The organism is Flagellimonas allohymeniacidonis (assembly GCF_004296335.1).
GTDB lineage: Bacteria > Bacteroidota > Bacteroidia > Flavobacteriales > Flavobacteriaceae > Flagellimonas > Flagellimonas allohymeniacidonis.
On record NZ_SGIU01000001.1, the window covers coordinates 906319 to 929000 of the forward strand.

Genomic DNA, 22682 nt, shown 5'->3' on the forward strand with positions numbered 1-22682 from the left:
TTTTAGCTTTGAAAAATAGCTAGACAAAATAAGTGCTATATGTGTATGGCCCTATCCTCAGTTGCGGCCAATGCAGCTTCTTTTACCGCTTCGGCATAGGTCGGGTGAGCATGGCTCATTCGTGCCATATCCTCTGCAGAAGCCCTAAACTCCATAGCAGTTACACCTTCGGTAATCAAGTCAGCGCAACGGGCCCCAATCATATGGACGCCTAAAACCTCATCGGTGTTTTTGTCGGCCAAGATTTTCACAAAGCCATCGATATCCATGCTGGCACGTGCACGCCCCAACGCACGCATAGGAAACTGCCCTGTCTTGTATGCTACTCCAGCTTCTTTCAATTCTTCCTCAGTTTTGCCCACAGCGGCCACCTCAGGCCACGTGTACACCACTCCGGGAATCAAATTATAATCGATATGTGGTTTTTGTCCTGCGAGAATCTCAGCAACCATGGTGCCTTCCTCTTCAGCTTTATGGGCCAACATGGCGCCTCGAACCACGTCGCCAATGGCGTAAATATTCGCTACATTGGTCTGTAAGTGCCCATTGACCTCTACTCTGCCTCTATCATCAAGTTTCACTCCTGCAGCCTCAGCATTTAATCCTTCCGTGTATGGGCGACGTCCAACGGAAACCAGACAGTAGTCTGCCGTAAAGGAGACTTCCTCACCTTTTTTATCATCGGCTTTTATGATTATCTCATCTCCTTTTCGTTCAACGGATTTCACTTTTGTGGAGAGGTGAAACTTCACTTTTTGCTTTTTCATCACCTTCATCAATTCTTTGGAAAGAGCTCCGTCCATTCCTGGAATAATCCGGTCCATAAACTCAACAACCGTGACATCAGAACCAAGTCGTTTATACACTTGGCCCAACTCCAAACCAATTACTCCCCCGCCAATAACAACCAAATGCTTTGGAATCTCTTTTAGTTTTAATGCTTCGGTAGAGGTTATGATTCTTTCCTTGTCAATTTCAATAAAAGGCAAGGTAGAAGGTTTGGAACCTGTTGCTATGATGGTATTTTTTGCTTCAATGGTTTCAGTTTTTCCATCTGATTTCGCGATATTGATATGCGTAGCGTCCTTAAAACTGCCCAGACCCTCGTAGACGTTTATCTTGTTTTTGTCCATTAAGAATTGGATTCCCTTAGTGGTTTGGTCCACTACAGCTTGCTTGCGAGCAATCATTTGTTTTAGGTTCACCTTGACATCCCCGGGAATATCAATGCCATGTTCTTGAAAATGCTTAACGGCATCCTCATAATGGTGTGACGAATCCAACAGTGCCTTTGAAGGAATACACCCCACATTGAGGCAAGTGCCGCCCAGAGTTGGGTACTTTTCAATTATTGCGGTTTTCATTCCTAATTGTGCACAGCGTATCGCTGCTACATACCCTCCGGGACCAGAGCCAATTATGGCCACATCATATTGATTCATAAATCTTAGCTAAGAACAGTTAAAACAAGTTGTAAAACGGCCGTAAAAATACGAATGTTTTTCCGTTAAACCGAGCCGCTTCACATTGGGGCCAAAGGAAATTTTGCAGCTCCGAAGAAACCGGCCCAAAGACCTGCAATCAAAGAAATGTGCAAACCGGTCACAGACCAAAATGAGATGGCCCAATACCCAAAAAATAAAAGGAACAACATCTTCCCGACAATTGCCGCAGAAATTAAAAAATGGGGCCAACTATTGTCACGTACAACAACCAAGGAAGCTAAAAAGCCGGCAAGGAAAGCGGATATGAAGAAGGTAAAACTTCCATAGGCCAGTTTTGACAAAGATGATGTGCAGTAAGTAATGCCTTTTAAAATAATTTCTTCGGAAAGGGTGGTGTACAGAACAAGGGAAAATCCACCCAAGACGGTGGCCAGTATAATTAAAAATAGGCGCATACGGGACTTCATGTCAATATAGTTTTACCATTGTCTTTTTTGCCCCAAGACTCATCAAATATTCCTTGACTTCCAATGCCTCATCGCCACCTTTTTGCGCATGATGTAAGAGCGTAAAACCATGTGGGCCTTTGGCATGTATGGTTTTCGGAAATGCTGTGAGCATAGCTTTAACCACATCAATCTCACCTAGAACGCAAGCGGTAAAAATGTTGGCCTGAGCCCCATTTTCCAGAAAAAAATGAACCGTTTCCTTGTAACCTACATGGCTAGCAGCACCCAGACCTGTCTCAAAGTCTCCATACTTCCAATCATGGGCAGCATTTAGTAGTGTGGGATATTCCTCTAGTAACTCTTTAACTTTGTTGATATCACTATGTGATTTCCCAACAAATTCTTGTACAATCTTTTTATCCAGTTGTGGATCTTCTTGTGGCTTAAATGAAAGTAAGGGGAAGGAGGCCGCAGCAAGCCCCGAAATCGCAGAGGATTTCAAAAATTGATGTCTGTTCATTTTTTGGTTTTGCCTTCAAGTTAACAAGGCGCGTGTCTCAACCTATGGATTTTAACACCCTGTTAGGTTAAACTTTCTTAAACAAAAACAGCCGTGCTGCTCTTAACTTCCTGAATTACAAACGAACTTTGAGTGTTCCCAATATTGGGAATAACGGTAAGTTTTGTGACCATGAAATCCCTGTAACGCTTCATGTTTTCCACGTTTACCTTCAAAATATAGTCGTAGTCACCGCTTACATGAAAGCATTCGGAAACTTCTTCCAACTTCAGTATTTCGCGTTCAAATTGTTTAACATTCTCCTTGGTATGCTGTACGAGTCTAACATGACAAAGAACGGTAAAGTCCCGCTGTACCTTCTCCTTATTAACTAGAGCCACATATTTGGTAATTATTCCCTGTCTTTCCAGCCTCCTGATGCGTTCGTAAACTGCTGTTTTGGAAAGATTCAGCTGATCGGCATAATGCTTTGTGGTTTTTTTACAATCTTCTTGTAAAAGCTGAATCAATTTTTTGTCGGTTGTATCCAATTCCATAGTGAATAATATTCGGTTTTTAAACAGTAATTCTAAATTAGAAAGAACAAAAATCTGTATTTGTACCAATTTAAGAATTTTATTCTAAATTATGTAATATTAATTGACCTTAATTCCTTTAAGTATTAACTTTATAGAAAAAAAAAGATATGGACTATAAAGCTTCAGAAAACATTCAAGACCTACAATATTTTGGTGAATTTGGCGGGGTCAACCCTTCCATTTCCGATTCATCGACCTACACCTTTCTTTCTGCAAAGACCATGTTCGATACCTTCGAGGGGAATACCGAAGGATGTTACCTGTACAGTCGTCACTCCTCCCCTTCCAACCTCTATCTGGGTGAAGCCATGGCCCAATTGGAGGGGACGGAATCGGCCAACGTATACGCTAGTGGCATGGGTGCTATCAGTGCTGTAATTCTTCAATTGTGCGATTCTGGTGACCATATTGTTTGCAGCAGAACCATCTACGGGGGCACCTATGCCCTTTTGAAAAATTTTTTGAAGAAGTTCAATATCCACACCTCATTTGTGGATATCACAGACCTTAAGGCTGTGGAAGCTGCCATAACATCCAAAACGAAAATGGTGTACTGTGAAGCGGTGAGTAATCCGTTGTTGGAAATAGCTGATATTCCCACCCTGTCCGAGCTATGCAAAAAAAATAGGATTCCTCTAGTGGTCGATAACACATTTTCCCCGCTTAGCATAAATGCGGCAAAACTAGGGGCAGACATCGTTGTGCACAGTCTCACCAAATTCATCAATGGCAGTAGCGATTGTGTAGCGGGAGCTGTATGCGCCTCCAAAGAATTTTGTTTGCGTTTAAAGGATGTGAACGATGGAGCGGGCATGTTGCTTGGAAGTACTTTGGATAGCCTACGGGCGGCATCTATTCTGAAAAACATGCGGACGCTGCATGTTCGAATCAAAAAACATAGCGAAAATTCGCATTTTTTGGCGCAACGGTTTGAAGAAGATGGTCTTCGCGTGGTCTACCCAGGATTAAAAAGCCACACGGGACACTCTACCATGAAAAAACAAATGAATCTGGAATATGGATTTGGAGGACTGCTAACTTTGGATGTAGGCTCCCTTGACAAAGCCAATGCCCTGATGGAACTGATGCAAAAAGAGAAATTGGGATACTTAGCGGTAAGCCTTGGCTTCTATAAAACCTTATTTAGTGCTCCTGGCACTTCCACATCCTCGGAAATTCCTTTGGAAGAACAGGAAGAATTGGGGTTGTCGCAAGGACTAATCCGTTTTTCAATTGGCTTGGACAATGACATCCACAGAACCTATTTGGTCATGCGCCAGTGCATGGAAAGTCTCGGTATCATTAATGGAAAGTCGATTTTGACCCAAAAGGCCTAATTGGGTTTGGGTTTGGAGAACAAGGTGCAAAGTCGTAATATTACCTTCCACCAAACTTCAACCCATGTCCGAAAAAAAAGAAAAAGCCAAATACCGCAAAAACGAAGTCATCATTGAAAATAGGGAACTGAACATTTGGGAAGCCTTAATCCCCGTGTTTGCCTTAGTGGGCATGCTTGCCTATAATGTATATGTATTTGGTGATGACGCGTTAAGTGGCTCCAATCAATTTATACTTCTCCTTGGTGGTGCGGTTGCAGCCATTGTCGGATTCTTCAACAAAGTCTCCTACAAACAAATGTTGGCAGAAGTAGCGGACAATGTGAAATCCACTACGGGAGCTTTGCTGATTTTGTTGATGGTCGGTGCACTTTCTGGCACCTGGCTGGTCAGTGGGATTATCCCTGCCATGATTTATTATGGCCTTCAAATATTAAATCCTACCATATTTTTGGCTGCATGTGTCATTATTTGTGCAATCATCTCCATTGCCACGGGAAGTAGTTGGACCACAGCTGCTACAGTAGGTATTGCCTTGATAGGAATTGGTGATGCCTTGGGCATTTCCCTTGGCATGACTGCGGGAGCGGTACTTTCGGGAGCTTACTTTGGGGACAAAATGTCTCCCCTGAGTGATACCACCAATCTGGCGCCTGCCATGGCGGGAGGGGATTTGTTTTCCCATATTCGTTATATGGGTTGGACCACTATTCCAACGGTAAGTATAACGCTAATAGTATTTATTATTCTTGGTTTTACCATAGATACTTCCGGGGTAGCAGATACCGCTTCTATTTTGAAAAATATAGACGCAGCATTCAACATAAACGGTTGGCTATTTATAGTGCCGATTGTGGTCATCTTTCTCATAGTCAAAAAAGCACCACCCTTGTTGGCGCTTCTTATTGGAACCCTTTTAGGTGGTGTGTTTGCACTTCTTTTTCAACCAGATATCGTAACCACAATTGGGGGTGGAACCAGTTTGAATTTTGAATCGGGGTATAAGGGCATACTGAATTCCATTACAGTCGATACAGCAATCGAAACCAGTGACCCTGCGCTTAATGACCTGTTTACTTCAGGGGGAATGGCAGGAATGCTAGGAACCATTTGGCTTATTGTTTGCGCCATGGTGTTTGGTGGTATTATGGATGGCATCGGTGCACTTCAAAGGATAACCAAATCTCTGTTGGGTATGGCTAAAACAACCTTTGGACTTTTTGCCAGTACGGTGGGAAGTTGTTTGGCCTTGAACGTTACCGCTTCCGATCAGTATTTGGCTTTGGTTGTTCCCGGGAAGATGTTCTCAAAAGCTTATGAAGAAAGAGGATTGGCTCCCGAAAATTTAAGTCGAACCCTGGAGGATTCAGGAACGGTGACATCAGTGTTGGTTCCGTGGAATACCTGCGGAGCGTACCATAGCGGCGTTTTGGGAGTTGCTGTTGGCGAGTACTTTGTTTATGCCATTTTCAATTGGCTCAGTCCATTTATGACGCTGTTCTTTGCCGCACTCAATATCAAAATCAAGCAATTGACCACTTCAACGGCCACCTAATTTTTTCCAATTTTGTGATAAAAATATCAAAAGGGATAAGGCTTGCTTAGGTGAATATTTTTAACTTCATCCCAAATTAAAATTAAAGACTATGGCATCAATTACTTTAGGCGGAAATCCAGCAACCACGGTTGGTGAATTGCCTGCTGCACATACAAGCGCACCTGATTTCACATTGACAAAATCAGACCTTTCCCAAGTGTCTCTTTCTGACTATAAGGGCTCCAAGTTGGTTTTGAATGTTTTCCCCAGTGTTGACACCGGCACTTGTGCCAAGTCGGTAAGGCAGTTCAACGAAGAGGCGGCAGAACTCGAAAACACAAAAGTTTTGTGTATTTCAAAAGATCTACCTTTCGCGCAAGCTCGTTTTTGTGGAGCTGAAGGTATTGAAAATGTCGAGATGCTATCAGATTATAAAACTGGTACGTTTGGCAAGGACTACGGGTTGGAATTCGCAGATAGTGCTTTTGAGTCCCTTCTTTCCAGATGTGTTTTGGTGTTGGATGCCAATGGCACGGTGCGCTATACGGAACAGGTTTCGGAAACCGCCGATGAACCAAATTACAAAGCAGCTCTAGAAGCTCTTATGGATGCCTAAGGAACCCTTTTTTCTTAATCGTATTAAAAGTGTCGGCTATGCCTTCAAAGGGCTGTTTCTTTTACTTTGGACGGAAGCCAGTATTAAAATCCAGTTTTTTATAGCCCTGTTCGTCACCGGTGCAGGTTTTTATTTTGACATATCAGCGACGGAGTGGGCCATTCAGCTGCTTGCCATTGGGTTGGTAATGGGAATTGAAGGCTTAAATACCGCCATTGAAAAATTGGCCGATTACATTCAGCCCGAACATGATAAAAAAATTGGGTTCATAAAAGATATTTCGGCAGGGGCCGTTATGATAGTATCGATACTGGCCACTATAGTCGGCTTGATCATTTATGTCCCTAAATTGATTTGAGGCAAGTCCAAGGACGACGATGGTATCGTAAATTTGTAAATTAGCCCGCTTATTAGAGGTTATTTGATGGCAAAAAAGAGAACCAAATCAAAATCTAGCACGCAGAAGAGGAAGAAATCGCCTAAGCTCTCCAAACAGAACAAAATTATTTTTGGAAGTTTGTTGATTGTCCTTAGCATCGCTTTGTTCTTTTCTTTTATGTCCTATTATTTCACTTGGCAAGAAGATCAAAGTCTACTTACCGAGTTTAAGGACAGAAATGCTCAGGCCAGCAACTTATTGAACAAATTTGGGGCGGCGGTGAGTCATTTTTTTATGTATAAAGGATTTGGCCTTGCTTCTTTTGTCTTTCCCCTACTCTTTGCCATCACCGGACTCTATCTTTTTTTAGGATTGAATACCAAAGGATTGGTCGGGAAATGGATTTGGGGTCTTATCGGGGTTATTTGGACATCCATTGCCTTCGGTTTTTTTGCTATGGAGCAACCTTTGTTAGGAGGTTCCATAGGCTTCGAAATGAACGATTTCCTTCAAGACTACGTTGGGAAGATTGGAATCTTTCTCATTCTCATTTTTGTTCTGATGGTCATTTTGGTACGGCTGTTCAACTTTACGCCTGAAGGCTTTGCCAATTTTTTCAAATCCCAAAAAGAAGGCCTACAATCTTCGCTTGGTAAAAAAGAACCCAAACTGGCCTCCGTGACCGATGACGGCAGTATCGAACTCAGCATGGAAGACGACACCCCTGTGGTCGTAGACACGTATACCCATAAGAAGGATATCCCTCAGTTAAATCCAGAAGCTGGACTCGATGTTAATATCCCTGCGGAAGAAGAAACTCCCGATATTGATTTAAAAGTCGAGACCGTAAAACAAGAAAAGGAGGAAAAAGACATCAAGGCTGAAAAGTTGGTGAAGGATTTTGGAGAATTTGACCCTAAGCTGGAACTCGGCAACTATAAATTCCCACCTCTCGAATTATTGGATGCCCACGGTGCAAGTGGCGGAATTACCATCAATCAAGAAGAGCTCGAAGAAAATAAGAATAAGATTGTAAGTACCCTTAAAAATTATAAGATTGGCATTGCCCAAATTAAAGCAACCATAGGGCCGACGGTCACCTTATATGAAATTGTTCCCGAAGCAGGGATACGTATTTCCAAAATCAAGAACCTTGAGGATGACATTGCCCTTTCATTGGCTGCCTTGGGTATTAGAATCATTGCGCCTATTCCTGGAAAAGGGACTATAGGGATTGAAGTACCAAACAAGAATGCCACTATCGTTTCCATGCGTTCAGTAATTGCTTCCAGCAAATTTCAAAAAGCAGAGATGGAATTGCCCATTGCATTTGGTAAAACCATCAGCAATGAAACCTTTGTGGTTGATTTGGCCAAAATGCCCCACTTGCTTATGGCGGGTGCCACAGGACAAGGAAAATCGGTAGGTCTTAATGCAGTTATTACCTCCCTGTTGTACAAACGACATCCCGCAGAAGTTAAATTTATTTTGGTTGACCCAAAGAAGGTTGAACTTACCTTATACAATAAAATAGAGCGTCACTTTCTGGCCAAGTTGCCCGATTCTGATGAGGCTATTATTACGGACAACACTAAGGTCATTAATACCTTGAATTCTCTCTGTATTGAGATGGACAATCGGTACGAGCTTCTAAAATTGGCGATGGTTCGGAATATTAAAGAATACAATACCAAGTTTAAGGCCCGAAAACTAAATCCAAACGACGGTCATAAGTTTTTGCCCTACATTGTTTTGGTGATTGATGAGTTTGCCGATTTGATCATGACCGCAGGCAAGGAAGTGGAAACGCCCATTGCGCGTCTTGCCCAATTGGCTAGGGCCATAGGAATACATTTAATTATTGCCACACAACGACCCTCAGTGAACGTCATTACAGGAATTATTAAAGCCAACTTCCCGGCACGTATCGCTTTTCGGGTTACTTCGAAAATCGATTCTAGGACCATTTTGGATGCTCAAGGAGCCGATCAATTGATTGGTCGCGGGGACATGCTTTTCACCCAAGGCAACGACGTTACCCGTTTGCAGTGCGCCTTTGTTGACACTCCTGAGGTTGCCAAAATCACAGAGTACATTGGTTCACAACGCGCGTACCCTGATGCCCATCTACTGCCTGAGTATGTTGGGGAAGATTCTGGCACGGGTATTGATTATGATATTGCTGACAGGGATTCCATGTTCCGGGACGCTGCCGAAGTCATCGTGACAGCGCAACAAGGTTCGGCTTCCTTGATACAACGAAAACTAAAATTGGGATATAACAGGGCCGGTAGAATCATAGATCAGCTCGAAGCTGCAGGAATCGTGGGGCCATTTGAAGGAAGTAAGGCCCGACAGGTTTTGGTTCCTGATATCCTTGCCTTAAATCAATTACTGGAAAACGAAACAAAACAATAAAAGACCATGTTCAAAAAAATACTCATACTCTCCATTTCACTCTCACTAGGATTTATTGGTGCAGCCCAAAACTCACCCAAAGCAGAATCCCTCTTGAATGAAGTATACAACAAAGTGAAGGGTTACAGCAACATCTATGTTGATTTTAAATACAGCTTAGAGAATACCGAGGCAAACACCAAAAGTGAAACTCGGGGAAACGCTACGCTTCAAGGCGATAAGTATTTGGTGGATTTGTTTGGATCCAAACAAATGTATGATGGAAAAAAGGTATATACCATCGTTCCCGACAATGAGGAGGTGACCATTGAGGACCGTTGGGAGGATGAAAACACCGTGACGCCTTCCAAAATGTTGACCTTTTATAAAGAAGGTCATACTTATAAATGGGATGTGCTTCAAGATGTACAGGGAAGAAAAATTCAGTATGTAAAATTGACTCCTATTGATACGGATTCAGAAATTAAGTCGATTCTTCTAGGTGTGGATGCTCAGACCAAACATATTTACAAGGTCATAGAAACAGGAAAAAATGGCACCAAAACCACGATAACCGTTAATTCTTTTAAAACCAATCAGGCGCTGTCCAATACCTTGTTTACCTTTAACGAGAAAAAATACGAGGACGAAGGGTATTACATCATAAGAAACTAGACGTTGAAAATCTTAGACCGATATATTTTATCGCGATTTCTTTACAATTTTTTCAGCTCCTTCCTCATCTTAATGGTCATATTCATTTTTCAGGGAATATGGCTTTTTATTGATGACTTGGCAGGAAAAGGGCTAGGTCTTGTCATAATCGGAAAGTTTCTTTTTTACTATATGCCCAGTTTGGTGGATAAGGTATTACCCTTAACCGTACTGCTCTCTTCCATCTTGACCTTTGGTACGTTTGCCGAGAATTATGAGTTTGCCGCGATGAAGGCATCCGGCATCTCGCTGCAAAGAGCCATGCGAAGTTTAATTGTTTTTGTCATTCTTCTGGGCGGTGTCACCTTTTTCTTTGCCAACAATGTCATTCCCAAATCAGAGCAAAAAACCTTTAATCTTAGACGTAATATTGCCAAGGTGAAGCCTGCGGCGGCAATCACAGAAGGTATTTTTAGTGATTTTGAAGGTACTGGGGAAGGCATGAACATCAAAGTGGACAAAAAGTTCGGGGAGCAAGATCGATTTCTTGAAAACGTCATCATCCATAAGAAAACCCAACAGGGTGTGAATAATACCGTGATCAAAGCCAAATCGGGGGAATTGATCAGTAGTGAAGATTCAGATATCATTCAACTCGTGTTGAAGGATGGCAACTATTACGAAGAACTTAAACCCAAGGCGCCCAAAGCCAGAAGAAAACATCCCTTTGCCAAATCAGATTTTGAGACCTATACCATAAATATCGATGTCTCCGAATTGAACAATCAAGATTTGGAAGAAGATGGTAACATCACCACCAATAAAATGAAGAATGTTACCCGTTTGGTCAAGGATATCGATTCCCTAGGGAAGGATAATCTGAAAAAAGTAGAAGCCTTTTCCAAGAATATCACCGGTCGTATGGGAGCCTTTCCCATTTCTAAAGAGAAGGACAGTATTCGCGGTATTCGGATTAAACAAAATTTGACCAAAGTACCTGAACAAGAGATTGAGGAAAATGAAAAAGATAGTATTTCTTCCGTGGGTGATGTGTTGGATAAACTGCAAGAGTGGCAAAGGCAGCAGGTCTTTAACAATGCAAATACTTCTGTAGCAGGAATCCTTACTACAGTGCAAGCCAAGAAGGAAGAACTTCAAAAGCGGTTCAAGTTTTATAACAGTCACATTCTATCCCTACATCAGAAATATGCCTTGGCATTTTCTTGTATCATTTTATTTTTTGTGGGGGCGCCGTTGGGAGCGATCATACGCAAAGGAGGACTCGGATTACCTATGGTCATCGCCATTGTCTTATTTTTGACTTATTATTTTATTGGGGTTTTCGCAGGTAACTATGCCAAGGAAGGAAATATTCACCCAGCTATCGGCGCTTGGATGTCCACATTCATCATGCTTCCCTTGAGCATATTGCTTACGAAGAGAGCAACTGCCGACCGTGGTTTAATGGGTGATGGTAATTTTATACAACGGATTACGGAGTTTTTTAAGTTCAAGAAAAAGAATAAGGCCGTCAAAGCATAATGGTTACAAAAGAGAAGAAAATAGAATTGCATACGATTGAAGAAGCCATTGCCGACATCAAGCAAGGAAAGGTCATCATTGTCGTGGATGATGAAAATCGTGAAAATGAAGGAGATTTTATCGCTGCTGCTGAAAAAGTAACGCCCGATATGATCAACTTTATGGCCACCCATGGACGCGGGCTCATTTGCGCTCCTTTGACGGAGGAACGTTGTAGTGAACTCGACCTGACCATGATGGTCGAAAATAATACAGTATTGCATCACACGCAATTTACCGTGTCGGTAGACCTTTTAGGTCATGGATGTACCACGGGAATATCTGCGCATGATCGGGCCAAAACCGTTCAAGCCTTGGCCAACAGTGATACCAAACCCCACGATTTGGGGCGTCCGGGGCATATTTTCCCATTAAAGGCCAAAGAAGGAGGCGTTTTGCGTAGAACCGGACATACCGAAGCAGCCATAGATTTTGCCCGTTTGGCGGGATTACAACCTGCAGGTTTATTGGTTGAAATATTGAATGAAGACGGTACCATGGCTCGACTTCCACAATTGGCGGAAGTGGCCAAAAAATTCGACCTCAAAATCGTCTCCATTGAAGATTTGGTGGCTTATCGCATGGAGCACGACAGCCTGATTGAAAAGAAAGAAGATTTTGATATCACCACCCGTTTCGGGGATTTCCGCTTGAGGGCCTACGTACAGACCACCAATGATCAAGTGCATGTTGCCTTGACCCGAGGTACTTGGAAAAAAGGGGACAAAGTGCTAACCCGTATTAACTCCACCTTGGTCAACAATGATATGTTGGGCACCTTGACCAGCAATCCGGATGAGACCTTGCACCGCATGTTCAACGCTTTGAATACGGAAGAAAAAAGTGCCATGATCTTTATCAATCAAGGAAACCAGTCCACGAAGCTCTTAGCCCGCTTGGGCGAGTTTAGGAGGTTGAAGGCCGATGGCGTCACCAAGGCTCCCAAAGTTGAGATGGATGCCAAAGACTTTGGTATCGGGGCACAAATTCTTCATGACCTGAATATTTCGAAAATTCGACTGCTGACCAATTCGAAACAAACACGGCGTGTGGGGATGGTTGGCTACGGTTTGGAGATTGTGGAGTATGTAGGTTATTAAATTATTTCTCGGAGCACGCTGACCATTTGCTGTCCCCGTTGCCCTACCTCCTTTTCCGTCCATCCTAATTTCATCAAACAGGAAATGGTGCGTCCCATCCAATGGTCGGAAGCCGAAAAATCCGCTTGGGAATAATCCGGTAAACTGTCCCGTACTTCCTGAGGAAGTTTTCCCAAGGATTTCTTCTGAATCAAATGTTCCCATTTTCGATAGTAATGCCAATTATTGTCGTACCAATAAAAACATCCATCCACTCCATTTTCACTAAGACTTGCATGGGCCTTTCTCGCTATTTCTTCTGAAGGAAGGAAAAAATTGAGAAATGAATAATTCTCTTCACCCCCATCGGGCACTCTTCTAAATGTTATCCCAGGAACTTGGGATAGTGCCTCCCGCAGAACGGTATAATTTCGTTTCTGAATGGCTATAAACTCATCTAATCTTTCCACCTGCGCACAGCCAACTGCCGCGTTCAGTTCGGAAATTCGAAAATTATACCCCAAAAAAGGATGCTCTTCGGCCCCGCGATCATGCCCAATATGATTATGCCCATGGTCGGAATATTTGTGCGCATTTTCATAATAGGATGCATTGTTTGTAATTACAGCACCGCCTTCACCACAGGTTATCGTCTTTACATAATCGAAAGAGAAACACCCCAAATCCCCAATACTGCCCAAGGGTTTTCCTTTGTAACTGCCTCCTATGGCCTGGCAGGCATCCTCCAAGAGCAAGAGTCCATGTTCTTCGCAGATGACCTTAAGGGCATCCAAATCGGCCATGGAACCGCACATATGTACGGGCATGATTACTTTGGTCTTTTTGGATATTGCTCGTTTGACGGCTTCAGGGTCCAGAGTAAGAGTGTCATCAATATCAACCAAAACAGGCACTGCCCCCAATGCTATAATAGATTCAAAACTGGCCACAAAGGTGAAGGTCGGCATAATGACCTCATCCCCTGCCCCCACTCCAGCACTGGCCAATGCGACCGTCAGAGCCGAAGTACCGCTGCTGGTTAAGTGCACATGGTTTACCTGCATTCTTTCGGCAAGTGTAGATTCCAACTGTTTAGCTTTCCAATGTCCGTTGCGCATACCATCAAACCCATAACGCATCAGAACTCCAGAGTCCAAAACATCTTGTACTTGCTTTCTTTCCTGATCTCCAAAAAGTTCAAATCCTGGCATATTATATCTTAAGTATTACTAAATCACTTTTAGAATCATTCATAAATCGGTCAACACCATTGTTTGAATACCGACTGACAGAGAAAATCGGCTAGCAGGTCGCCGAACCATAATTTTATTGCCATAATCACAACCATGACCACCAAAAATGTTTTTACAAAACCATCTCCCTTTTTGACCGAAAATCGACTTGCAATCCATGCACCACTTCCATTTCCAATGGCCAAGATAAGTCCGACCTTCCATACTACCTTATCGTTGTAAGCGAAGACTGCCAATGCAGCCAACATGTAAACAAATATCACCACGACCTTTGTCGCATTGACCCGAACCAAGTTCATACGGTTTGTAAAATGCATGAACAAAATCATTAAGAATCCCAAACCCGCATTGATGAACCCACCATAAATTCCAAAAAAGAAAAATACAACAACACTGAGCCATAAATATTTGCCCGTAAGTCGCTCTTCCATTTCCTCCAGCCTCATTTTTGGTTTAAATATAATAATGAGCACCACACAGAGCATCACAATGGCCAAAATACGGTTGAAGGTCGTACCGGTTACATCAACCGCAATACGTGCACCTATCAAGGAACCAAAAAAAGCTGAAATCCCTAAATACACATTAAATGGGTAGGTAGAAACCCCCTTGCTTTTAAAACCGGCAGTGGCAATAGCAGTTTGGATAACAATCGCCACCCTATTGGTACCATTGGCAACGTTCGGCGGGAGACCTAAAAAAATTAGAATTGGCAATGATAGTAATGAACCGCCTCCCGCTATGGTATTGATAAAACCAACCGCAAAACCGACCACAATCAAGAAGATGTAGTGATACCATTCGTCCATGCCACAAAAATAGATGATGAGCCAGAAATGGCGAATGCTATTTTAGTCAAAAACCTCAACAGTTATAAACACTGGATATTGAAACCCCATTAGCATACATTACAATATTTGTAGGAAATGTAATCCGACAAAAAACGTTTACCTTCGTTAAAACTAAAATCATTAATCATGAAAAAAGCAGCATTTTTCGTTTTATTGTTAGTCTTGAGCTCTCCGATGTTTGGGCAAGGAGATTTCAAAGCAAGCGCACATCTTGGGCTTCCCATAGGTGATGCTAGCGACTTTGCCACCTTTGCCATCGCTGTTGACCTTGGCTATTTATTGGAAATCAGCGATGAATTTTCAGCTGGTCCCGCTATTGGCTATTCGCATAGTTTTGGTGATGACATAACTTCAGGTGGTTTTACCATTGAAGTAGATGATGTTCAATTTCTTCCCATTGGTGGTGAGGCAAGATATGCCTTCGATAGTTTCTTTGTAGGGGGCGGTTTGGGTTATGCAATTGGAATCAATGATGGAAATGATGGAGGTTTCTACTATAGTCCAAGATTTGGTTATAATGTTTCGGATAAAGTGGCCATCATGGCAGCTTATAGAGGAGTTGCCGTAGACGGTGGCTCTTGGGACCTTATAACCGCGGGCGTAGAAATCAACCTGAATTAAAAATACAATCCTGAGGTTAATTACCTGGTTCCCTGCTCTGGGAACCAGGTTTCTTTTTTAAAACCATGGGTTTACCCACCTTAGGAATTAGCTTAAACCAAGGTAATTTGCTGAAATCAAAAAAAACCTTTCCACAAACCTAAAAGCTTTATATATTTGCACCCGCAAAAGGAGGAATGGCAGAGTGGTCGAATGCGGCAGTCTTGAAAACTGTTGAGGGTCACACCTCCGGGGGTTCGAATCCCTCTTCCTCCGCAAGATAGCCCTGTAAACTTAATGTTTATGGGGTTTTTATTTTATGGTTGACAGTTTGGTTGTTGGTTTAGGGTAAAATTAATTTCCCTTTAAAATCTTCTCAAAGGTTGCCAAATAGCTCCTTACACTATAAATGAACTTACTGTACTCCATTCTACCCTGAACATAAGCCACATAAAAATTGAAGTAGGCCTCATCAAAATCACCATTTGATGTGGATTTCCTGATCTTTATGATTTCCTTGTAGGACAGGCCAAGTACGGTGTACTCAATTCTTGATGTCAGGTTAAATTGGATTGTGGAGATGGCCTCAACGGTCCTACTAAATTTTTCCAATTTCTTCAGTTCACTATAGAATCTTTCCACGTGCACTTCCGATAATTGGAACTCAGGGTTCAAAATACGGTCGATGACCCTCTGGAATACTTCCACATCCACCATCTGGCTTTCGCCTAAGTTCTTTAGGATTTTGTTTACCTTGTATACGCTTTGGATGAGCTGAACCACCTCTACGGCGTCCATTAACCGGGTGTCGTCCTCCGCGTACAAATTTTCCGATGTTTCCACCATAAAGTAACCTGCATGGCTCCCTGGTGTGAATTTTTTAGCGATGTCGTGCATCGTTTGTCCTGAAATTACTCTCATATTATTTGGTTTTAAAAGTTAGAATTTCCTTCTGAAGCATTTTTTAAGTCGCCGAGTACTGTGCTTGAGCATTTTGTTGTTTTCTTCACTTGGGTCCTTTTGGAAATTGGCTGCATTTTCCCAGACAGAGTCAAAGATTGGGGCGAGGTTTGGATTTTGTGAGATTTTGATACGCATTATATACATGTTTTGTTAATTATTATATTCAAATATACATTATAATGTATATAGTTAGAAGATATAAATGTTAAATTTTGATACTATGTTGTATAATTTAAGAGATTCTATTCATCATGAATCATTTTTACTAACTTAGTAGTATGATAAAAGATGCCGTTAAGGGAATATTGAAGGCAAAAGGAATGACCCAGAGTGATCTCGCCAAAAAACTTGGTATTTCACAAGAAACAATAAGCAGGCAGATTGGTGGCAATCCTACTTTAAAAACCATTACAGACATAGCGAATGCTTTGGACGTCGATATCCGTGAACTATTCCGGCCAACAAAGGGTGGCGAACTGCTAAATGGGTTTGTCCAGTATAAGGATAAAGTTTATGTCATAAATAATCGAAAAGACCTTGAATCACTTTTAGAAAAGCTAAATACCCAAACAAACTACACTAAATTGGATTAATCTAGTTTGGGTATTTGTTCAATAAAGGTGAATCCTTTTATCGTCCAAAAAAGTTAGTCCCGTTCAATGTACTTTGATATACAATGAGCCGCCCCGGACTTGCTAGCCAAGGAGTGGAAATCATCCAAAAACTTAACCTCAAAATCATGCTTTTTCCAAAGCTTTTCATTTTCTTCATCAATAACTTTTAATTCTTTCCATACCCCATGTCCATATGTTGGCAAAAAAACCTTATTTCCTTCTGTTGTTATTTCAGTTAAATTGTTATTTGAAGTAGCGAAATACCACTTTCTCACATTAATTTGTTTCAAGCCTAATATTGCCATTTGATCCAATATTTTTTTCGCCTCGTCGTTTGGTAAATTTTCACTTATGTTTTTCTTTTTGTAAGCATTTTTTCCGGTTTTATCAATATAGACATAGGGCATAGGATTTCTATAAATTTCAAATCCTTCACTCTCCAGAAATTCAGCCACTTGATTAAATTGTCCAATTAACGCATAACTTGAATTAGGTAAAATATGTTGATCGTTTATCAGGTCAATAGCCAAACTTGGGTCACCTACCATCAATTTATATTTATTATTGAGGGTATTCCTACCTAATAAGGAAATAAACATATCGATATGGAAAATTGGTTGATAAGTGCCAAATCCTTCTCCTTTAATCTCTAAGAAATATTCTTCACCAATTTTCACTAATTCATAAGACTTTTTTGGCGCAGGTTTAAGACTGTGGTAGGGAAAAATCAAATCTTTATAACCATCAAGATATGTTTTGAATACTACTCGTGCTTTATCTATAAAATTGTATTCGTTAGCATTAGTATCAATAATACCACCAAATGCCGTTTTAACAGCATAATCTAAACCAATTAAATAAAAGTCATCGCCGACCAAAACATTACCCCCCTGAAAGTATGCAGGGGTCTGAAAAGACTCTAATTCTGTTGCCTTTGATATATAATCCGCAATTACGGCATCACCATATCGATGGAAGGAAATCGGCTCTAACAAATACGTTTTTCCATTTTCACCAGATACACCTGTTACGTACGCATCTTCAGCCCAGATTAAAAAATTAAGATCGTTTTCCGCAGTGACTATTTCAAAATCCGTATGGTTGAATTCAGATAACCATTGGTTAACAACATTTCTTACCTTTTCATGTGTGAAAATTATAAATTTTACCGATTGTCCAAGTGATTCCATTAAGGATTTTAGTGCGGAACCATCGGTTGGTTCGTTAGCCTTGATAACTGTAGCATAATCTGGTATTGCTAGCAAAACCTTTTTAATTCTGCCGTGAGCGCTACCAATTAATTTAATCTTTGTTGGTCTAGGTGTTCCTAGGCTTGATTCTAGTAACCGAAATGTATTAAAACCTGGTGGTGTCATGTCAGAATAGGTTCGACTCTTACTTTTTTCGTCTTCGAAGAAATGTTGTTCTTTAATTGTCATAATTAACTTTTTTATTTAGGTTTTATAAATCAAACTTTTAGAAAAATCAAAAGAGCCATATTCAGATTTCGATTCACATAAATTTGCCTAAAAGCAAAACGTAAGGGCGATGATGGGGGTAGTTCTCAGGTAATCTAATACCTATAAAAAGAAGGGCTATTAAATTTATATTTTACCTTTTTAAATTCATTGCAGATAATCCTTATAAATACTAAGGTTTTCCTTCAATGATGACTACATATTTACCATAGTACTTCAATGGATTTTTTTAGCGCCTTCCCTTTAATCCCATTTTGATGTAAATCATCGATCTTTAGTTTAGAATGTCAAAAAAATAGACTTACATTTTGAGGTCAATAATAGCCGGCCACATGAATATTTTAAAGCAGTTCTACCACGAGTATCAGAAGCATATTTTTGCCTATAGTCTTGTTCTTGGCATTATCATTCTTCTCCTTGCCTATAGTACTTGGATAACGAACAATACCGTTGTGGAGGTAATGAAGGTCGTTGGCCCTGTGATAATCTCAAGTGGTGTGTTCTCGGCTATTGTGAGATCTGATCAGTTCACTGAAATATATAAGAAAGAACTTGAAAAGATAATCTATTGTGATGATCACCTTAAACACAGAAGGGATGTACACGAATTATGGGAAAAGATCTCGAAACAGCTCTATCAGGACAAATTTCCCGAACTGAGTCGCAAGATATCCGAGACACTCATGAATTATTTTCCAATAGCATCCGAGCATTATTACCACGAATACACCTATCGTATAGACATCTCTTTTGTAGATGAACAAAAGGAATACATAAGGCTTAGCGAAAAGGAGGACTATGTGATAATATCCAACCGCGACAAAAAGGTTGATTACAAGTCCAGTACAATGTTCAAGTTCCCGGCGGAAGACAATGAAAGAAGCGATTACAGCCTTGATTCATTCAAGATAAACGGAAAACTGTCAATGCCCGACGAAAAGCAACTTACAAAGAACAGGAACAATAAAACAGGCACCATCAGCGTTGAACACAAAAGAGTACTTAGCGGTGAAAATCGGTACGTTATTTGTAAAGAAGAAACTAAGGTCTATAGTTTGAAGATTGAGAACACCAAATCGCACACGGCGTCATGGTTGTTTGACAAATATCACTTGGAGGTAACATACCCCAAGGAACTCAAACTGAAGTTCTATGAAAAAGGCACCATCAAACGCTTTCGCGTTGATGTGAGAAAGGCCAACGGGCTGAATATCCTTAAAGCGGATTATGACGGGCTGATGTTGCCGAACCAAGGGGTTCGCCTTATTTTTTCAAAATAAAAACGTATATTCACCCAATATGCATTAATTTTGCACTATGAAAAACTACATGAACAACACATCTGTGATCGAAGAGGAAGAGTACACTGGATAATGTGTGCCGCACTTTTCCTTCCCCCTTGTTTTGTTTGAAAAAAGCGACAGTCCCAAATCGTACGCTTCTTTTGAGAGATTTCTTTTGTCTTAGATTCAAACTGTTAAATTTGTCTTATTCCTAGGTTTCTGTAGTAAAAGACCTACTTTATCCAATGATTTCCAAGTACTTTTTCTGATATAGTAGAACCAAATAAGTCTGTGCTTACTTCTTATTTGATTACCATATTCCCTTACAATCTAAACATACTTGTGCAATATCGCTTCCTTCAATAACTGGGCATTTGCATCGCGATACGAAACCGGGACACAAGTTTCCATTTCCTCTATGAAATTCCTTATTATTTTCAATAATCTCCTTTCCGCTTGGTCCAGTGTATCGTAAAAGAACTCGTCCTTTATGGTCCATTACTCATCTACCTTAGTATAGTCTTAGTGCTTCGAGCAATAAATTCCCGATTGACTCATTTATTGACTTAAGTTGATGAAAGAAACTTTATCAAACCAAAAGCAAGGGCTGTGCATCTAAACGCTGCATAATCACCAGTATTGCTGACTTTGCCCTCAGCCGGATTGTAGATTAGGCCTAGGACTCGGAGATCGTTCATTAGAAAATGATATTCTTGTTCCTTAAGTGAATCAAGTTTTTTCTTTCTTTCCTCAATTATTGCTTGGAAATCTTTGCCAAGATTTGATAATTCGAGATTGGTCTCATAGATTTCCTTGTCAAACCTTGCAATAATTTGGTTGTCTTCTTTCAGTCTAAATTTTTGAAGCTGTATTTCGGCAATCCGCAAATCCCTTTTTTCTGTCAACCCTTGTCTTTTGGCATTTACGGACTTGTAGTTGGTATGATATTTTTCTATTCGAGGTTCAGTGGAAACAAAAACAGATAATATGGAAATCTGGGTTTCGTTTAAGGCCATTGCCAAATCCAAATAACGTGAGACGTAATCAAAGTCCTCATCATATATTATTTGTCCAACGATAACCTGTTTAAGCCTCTCGATTTTTTCTTCCTTGTTTGCCTTTGAGGCCTTTCTTATACCCTCTTCGATTAGATCCCATAGCTCAACCCTATCTGATTTGGAAATATCAAAATCAGGGTCGATTTTTCGAATCCCTTTTTCCAGTTTTTCGACAAACGAAATGACCCTTTGTATTTTTACTTCGGCATGTACGCCAAATAAAGTCTCAAAAACCAAATTTGCACCCAGCGTACCCACAAAGGCATCTCCAGTAACTGCTGCCAGCATGGGGCCAGCAATAGTCTTAAATGCAGTCTTGACCGCTAACAAGTTATCTTCAAGATTCTCCTTTTTCATCGGTAACAGCAGTTAACAAAAAAGCCTAGTGGTCCATAAAATCAACTGTTTTGTCTGCCAAATGGGAACACCTAGGTTTTGTGAAAAATAAAACCGAAATATTCGAAGCAGCCTAGGCTTTCTCAGATATCATCAAATACGTTGATATTCCATCGTCTCGATTTACGAAACCTACATTAACATCAAAATAAGTCAAATACCAGCTCCTGAAGGCACCTCCTTCCTCTGATTCCATCATGTCAAGGTCAAAAGAAGCAAATTCGCCCTGGCCCAAAAAATCTTCACCTAGACCATTATACAGTTTGTTCACCAGATCCCTTGTTGCCCTTGGGTTAGGATCATTCATCGCCTTGTATAAAAATCGTGTTCCATCCTTGTGGTCTGTGATAGAGACATAATCAAACCCTTGTTCGCAATCCGTCCCGTTTAGCTCAGATATTTTGACAGCTCCCTCAAGTTCCTCCTTTAAAGAAATTTCGGTTTCTTCCATATTTTGATGGTCGTAATCATATGGGTTAATATCTACATTTGACAAAATTGTTTTTAACCTTGCCTTTCTGTTTTCATCACTTTCCTTTTTTGGTTTAAGCCTATCAAATAGTCCCATATAACAAGTTTAGAATTGCATTATTCTGATACTTTCGAAGATAATAAACCATTATCTTTAAAGGAAATTCTGACAACATTTAATCACTTTATTACCCTAACCAATGAAATCGTGTTACGGATGCGAAGAGCAAATCAACGAATCCTATAAATTTTGCCCTCATTGCGGGGTTAGACAAACCAAACTAATATGCCAAAATTGTAATTATTCAAACGAGGCGAACTCAAAGTTCTGCCAAGAATGCGGAAATTCTTTAACCACAAAATCAAAGAAAAAGATTCCACTGGCTGCTGAACAAACTGAGATGCCCATCCCTTCAACTGGTATAACGGTTGAGTTCAATTTTTCCACTTCCCAAACATTTGATTTTGCGGTAGAGGAAGCCTCAAAGTTCGCTTCATACCGGATGATTGGTGAAGGTAAAAAAGCTGTTTATCGAGTTAACGTTCCAGATACTTCCATTGAAGAACTAATGCCCTTACTTGAAAACTTAAAAGGATGGAGGAACCGAAGAGTTTACCACAATGGAGAGAAAATGAAATGGGATACGATTTTTGGCTACCAATGGTGCTATGAACAAAGAAGTGCCAGTTTCAGACCAAACCTGTATTGTTTTGGTTATGACAATGACTACAGTTATAACCTATGGGGTTGCATACAGAGTAGGCTGGAATTTCGAGAGAACTCTGATCTATTCACATATGGCAAGTGGCTTAATACTAAGGGTGATTGGGAATTTGATAAAAAAAGGATACTTCATGAGCTCCAAAAAAATCTTTTCCCATTTCGCTTTTGCCCTGCCCTGAACCTTGGTTTGACAAGAGAAGTACTAGAAGCTTTTCCAGAAAAGGTGAACCCACACCAGGATAAGGACTGGAAGTTCGTTGAGAATTGGAGATCTCAGGATGGATTAAAAATCACCCAATCAAAGTACGGCTTCCCTCAAGAAATGTATGCTAACGGTGCGCAACCCGCCAGTATGAAAAAGTTTGTAATGGGTATCTCTAAGAAGATAAAACACAAATTACCGGAAGGTGTTTGACCAT

The 22682-nt window shown here is 40.8% G+C and carries 22 protein-coding genes, 1 tRNA gene and 1 pseudogene; 14 read left to right on the plus strand and 10 right to left on the minus strand.

Annotation, left to right across the window (positions count from 1 at the left end):
* Positions 1–35: 35 nt before the first annotated feature.
* From lpdA to EW142_RS04025, 4 genes are all read right to left on the minus strand, one after another.
* Positions 36–1442 (minus strand): dihydrolipoyl dehydrogenase, encoded by a 1407-nt coding sequence (lpdA, locus tag EW142_RS04010; protein WP_130609982.1) that lies wholly within the window; start codon positions 1440–1442, stop codon positions 36–38.
* Between the two features lie 80 nt (positions 1443–1522).
* Positions 1523–1912, minus strand: coding sequence for a hypothetical protein (locus EW142_RS04015; protein WP_130609985.1), 390 nt, complete (start codon positions 1910–1912; stop codon positions 1523–1525).
* A 1-nt stretch (position 1913) separates the two neighbouring features.
* Complete coding sequence (locus EW142_RS04020; RefSeq protein ID WP_205783219.1) at positions 1914–2414, minus strand: hypothetical protein; 501 nt, start codon at positions 2412–2414, stop codon at positions 1914–1916.
* A gap of 77 nt (positions 2415–2491) precedes the next feature.
* Complete coding sequence (locus EW142_RS04025) at positions 2492–2950, minus strand: Lrp/AsnC family transcriptional regulator (protein ID WP_130609988.1); 459 nt, start codon at positions 2948–2950, stop codon at positions 2492–2494.
* Between the two features lie 149 nt (positions 2951–3099).
* Between EW142_RS04025 and EW142_RS04030 the strand changes: the two genes are divergently transcribed.
* The 8 genes from EW142_RS04030 (at position 3100) to ribB (ending at position 12593) form a co-directional block, all read left to right on the plus strand.
* Entirely contained in the window at positions 3100–4329 is a 1230-nt protein-coding gene (locus tag EW142_RS04030) for an aminotransferase class I/II-fold pyridoxal phosphate-dependent enzyme (RefSeq protein ID WP_130609990.1), read from the plus strand.
* A gap of 64 nt (positions 4330–4393) precedes the next feature.
* Entirely contained in the window at positions 4394–5884 is a 1491-nt protein-coding gene (gene nhaC / locus EW142_RS04035; protein ID WP_130609993.1) for a Na+/H+ antiporter NhaC, read from the plus strand.
* Between the two features lie 91 nt (positions 5885–5975).
* Positions 5976–6482, plus strand: a complete 507-nt coding sequence (gene tpx, locus EW142_RS04040; protein ID WP_130609996.1) for a thiol peroxidase — start codon at positions 5976–5978, stop codon at positions 6480–6482.
* Complete coding sequence (locus EW142_RS04045; RefSeq protein ID WP_130609999.1) at positions 6475–6840, plus strand: diacylglycerol kinase family protein; 366 nt, start codon at positions 6475–6477, stop codon at positions 6838–6840. The genes tpx and EW142_RS04045 overlap by 8 nt, the downstream gene beginning before the upstream one ends.
* Positions 6841–6906: 66 nt before the next feature.
* The gene (locus EW142_RS04050) at positions 6907–9279 is read left to right on the plus strand and encodes a DNA translocase FtsK (protein WP_130610002.1); all 2373 of its coding nucleotides are present in this window, start codon (positions 6907–6909) and stop codon (positions 9277–9279) included.
* A 6-nt stretch (positions 9280–9285) separates the two neighbouring features.
* Positions 9286–9933, plus strand: a complete 648-nt coding sequence (lolA1, locus tag EW142_RS04055; protein ID WP_130610005.1) for an outer membrane lipoprotein periplasmic chaperone LolA1 — start codon at positions 9286–9288, stop codon at positions 9931–9933.
* 72 nt (positions 9934–10005) lie between these two features.
* Positions 10006–11454, plus strand: a complete 1449-nt coding sequence (locus EW142_RS04060; RefSeq protein ID WP_240740153.1) for an LptF/LptG family permease — start codon at positions 10006–10008, stop codon at positions 11452–11454.
* Positions 11454–12593, plus strand: a complete 1140-nt coding sequence (gene ribB, locus EW142_RS04065) for a 3,4-dihydroxy-2-butanone-4-phosphate synthase (RefSeq protein WP_130610011.1) — start codon at positions 11454–11456, stop codon at positions 12591–12593. Before EW142_RS04060 ends, ribB begins: the two co-directional genes overlap by 1 nt.
* On the opposite strand, the gene EW142_RS04070 is transcribed toward ribB, so the two are convergent.
* Complete coding sequence (locus tag EW142_RS04070) at positions 12590–13783, minus strand: DegT/DnrJ/EryC1/StrS family aminotransferase (protein WP_130610014.1); 1194 nt, start codon at positions 13781–13783, stop codon at positions 12590–12592. The two genes, ribB and EW142_RS04070, sit on opposite strands and share 4 nt — an antisense overlap.
* A 50-nt stretch (positions 13784–13833) precedes the next feature.
* Positions 13834–14634, minus strand: a complete 801-nt coding sequence (locus EW142_RS04075) for a sulfite exporter TauE/SafE family protein (protein WP_130610017.1) — start codon at positions 14632–14634, stop codon at positions 13834–13836.
* 168 nt (positions 14635–14802) lie between these two features.
* Between EW142_RS04075 and EW142_RS04080 the strand changes: the two genes are divergently transcribed.
* Positions 14803–15297: an outer membrane beta-barrel protein gene (locus tag EW142_RS04080; protein ID WP_130610020.1), complete on the plus strand. Its 495-nt coding sequence runs from the start codon at positions 14803–14805 to the stop codon at positions 15295–15297.
* A gap of 170 nt (positions 15298–15467) precedes the next feature.
* A tRNA-Ser gene (locus EW142_RS04085) sits at positions 15468–15552 on the plus strand.
* A 78-nt stretch (positions 15553–15630) separates the two neighbouring features.
* Here EW142_RS04085 and EW142_RS04090 read toward each other — a convergent pair.
* Positions 15631–16197, minus strand: a complete 567-nt coding sequence (locus EW142_RS04090) for a hypothetical protein (RefSeq protein WP_130610023.1) — start codon at positions 16195–16197, stop codon at positions 15631–15633.
* 320 nt (positions 16198–16517) lie between these two features.
* On the opposite strand from EW142_RS04090, the gene EW142_RS04095 reads away from it, so the two are divergent.
* Entirely contained in the window at positions 16518–16832 is a 315-nt protein-coding gene (locus EW142_RS04095) for a helix-turn-helix domain-containing protein (RefSeq protein ID WP_130610026.1), read from the plus strand.
* Positions 16833–16885: 53 nt separating this feature from the next.
* On the opposite strand, the gene EW142_RS04100 is transcribed toward EW142_RS04095, so the two are convergent.
* On the minus strand, positions 16886–18292 hold the full coding sequence (locus EW142_RS04100) for a hypothetical protein (RefSeq protein WP_130610029.1): 1407 nt from the start codon (positions 18290–18292) through the stop codon (positions 16886–16888).
* A gap of 371 nt (positions 18293–18663) precedes the next feature.
* Here EW142_RS04100 and EW142_RS04105 point away from each other — a divergent pair, with 371 nt between their 5' ends.
* On the plus strand, positions 18664–19611 hold the full coding sequence (locus tag EW142_RS04105; RefSeq protein WP_130610032.1) for a hypothetical protein: 948 nt from the start codon (positions 18664–18666) through the stop codon (positions 19609–19611).
* A gap of 569 nt (positions 19612–20180) precedes the next feature.
* Here the strand turns inward: EW142_RS04105 and EW142_RS04110 are convergent.
* Together EW142_RS04110 and EW142_RS04115 are read right to left on the minus strand one after the other, a co-directional pair.
* Positions 20181–21029 carry a hypothetical protein gene (locus EW142_RS04110; protein WP_130610035.1) on the minus strand — a complete coding sequence of 283 codons (849 nt, stop codon included), beginning with the start codon at positions 21027–21029 and terminating at the stop codon, positions 20181–20183.
* A 112-nt stretch (positions 21030–21141) separates the two neighbouring features.
* Positions 21142–21636 carry a hypothetical protein gene (locus tag EW142_RS04115; RefSeq protein ID WP_130610038.1) on the minus strand — a complete coding sequence of 165 codons (495 nt, stop codon included), beginning with the start codon at positions 21634–21636 and terminating at the stop codon, positions 21142–21144.
* 103 nt (positions 21637–21739) lie between these two features.
* Between EW142_RS04115 and EW142_RS16975 the strand changes: the two are divergent.
* Together EW142_RS16975 and EW142_RS04120 are read left to right on the plus strand one after the other, a co-directional pair.
* Positions 21740–21871 (plus strand): annotated as a pseudogene (locus tag EW142_RS16975) (double zinc ribbon domain-containing protein); the annotation flags it as partial.
* Between the two features lie 69 nt (positions 21872–21940).
* A complete protein-coding gene (locus tag EW142_RS04120; RefSeq protein ID WP_240740154.1) occupies positions 21941–22678 on the plus strand; it encodes a hypothetical protein in 738 nt (245 codons plus the stop codon).
* The last annotated feature ends 4 nt before the right edge of the window (positions 22679–22682 follow it).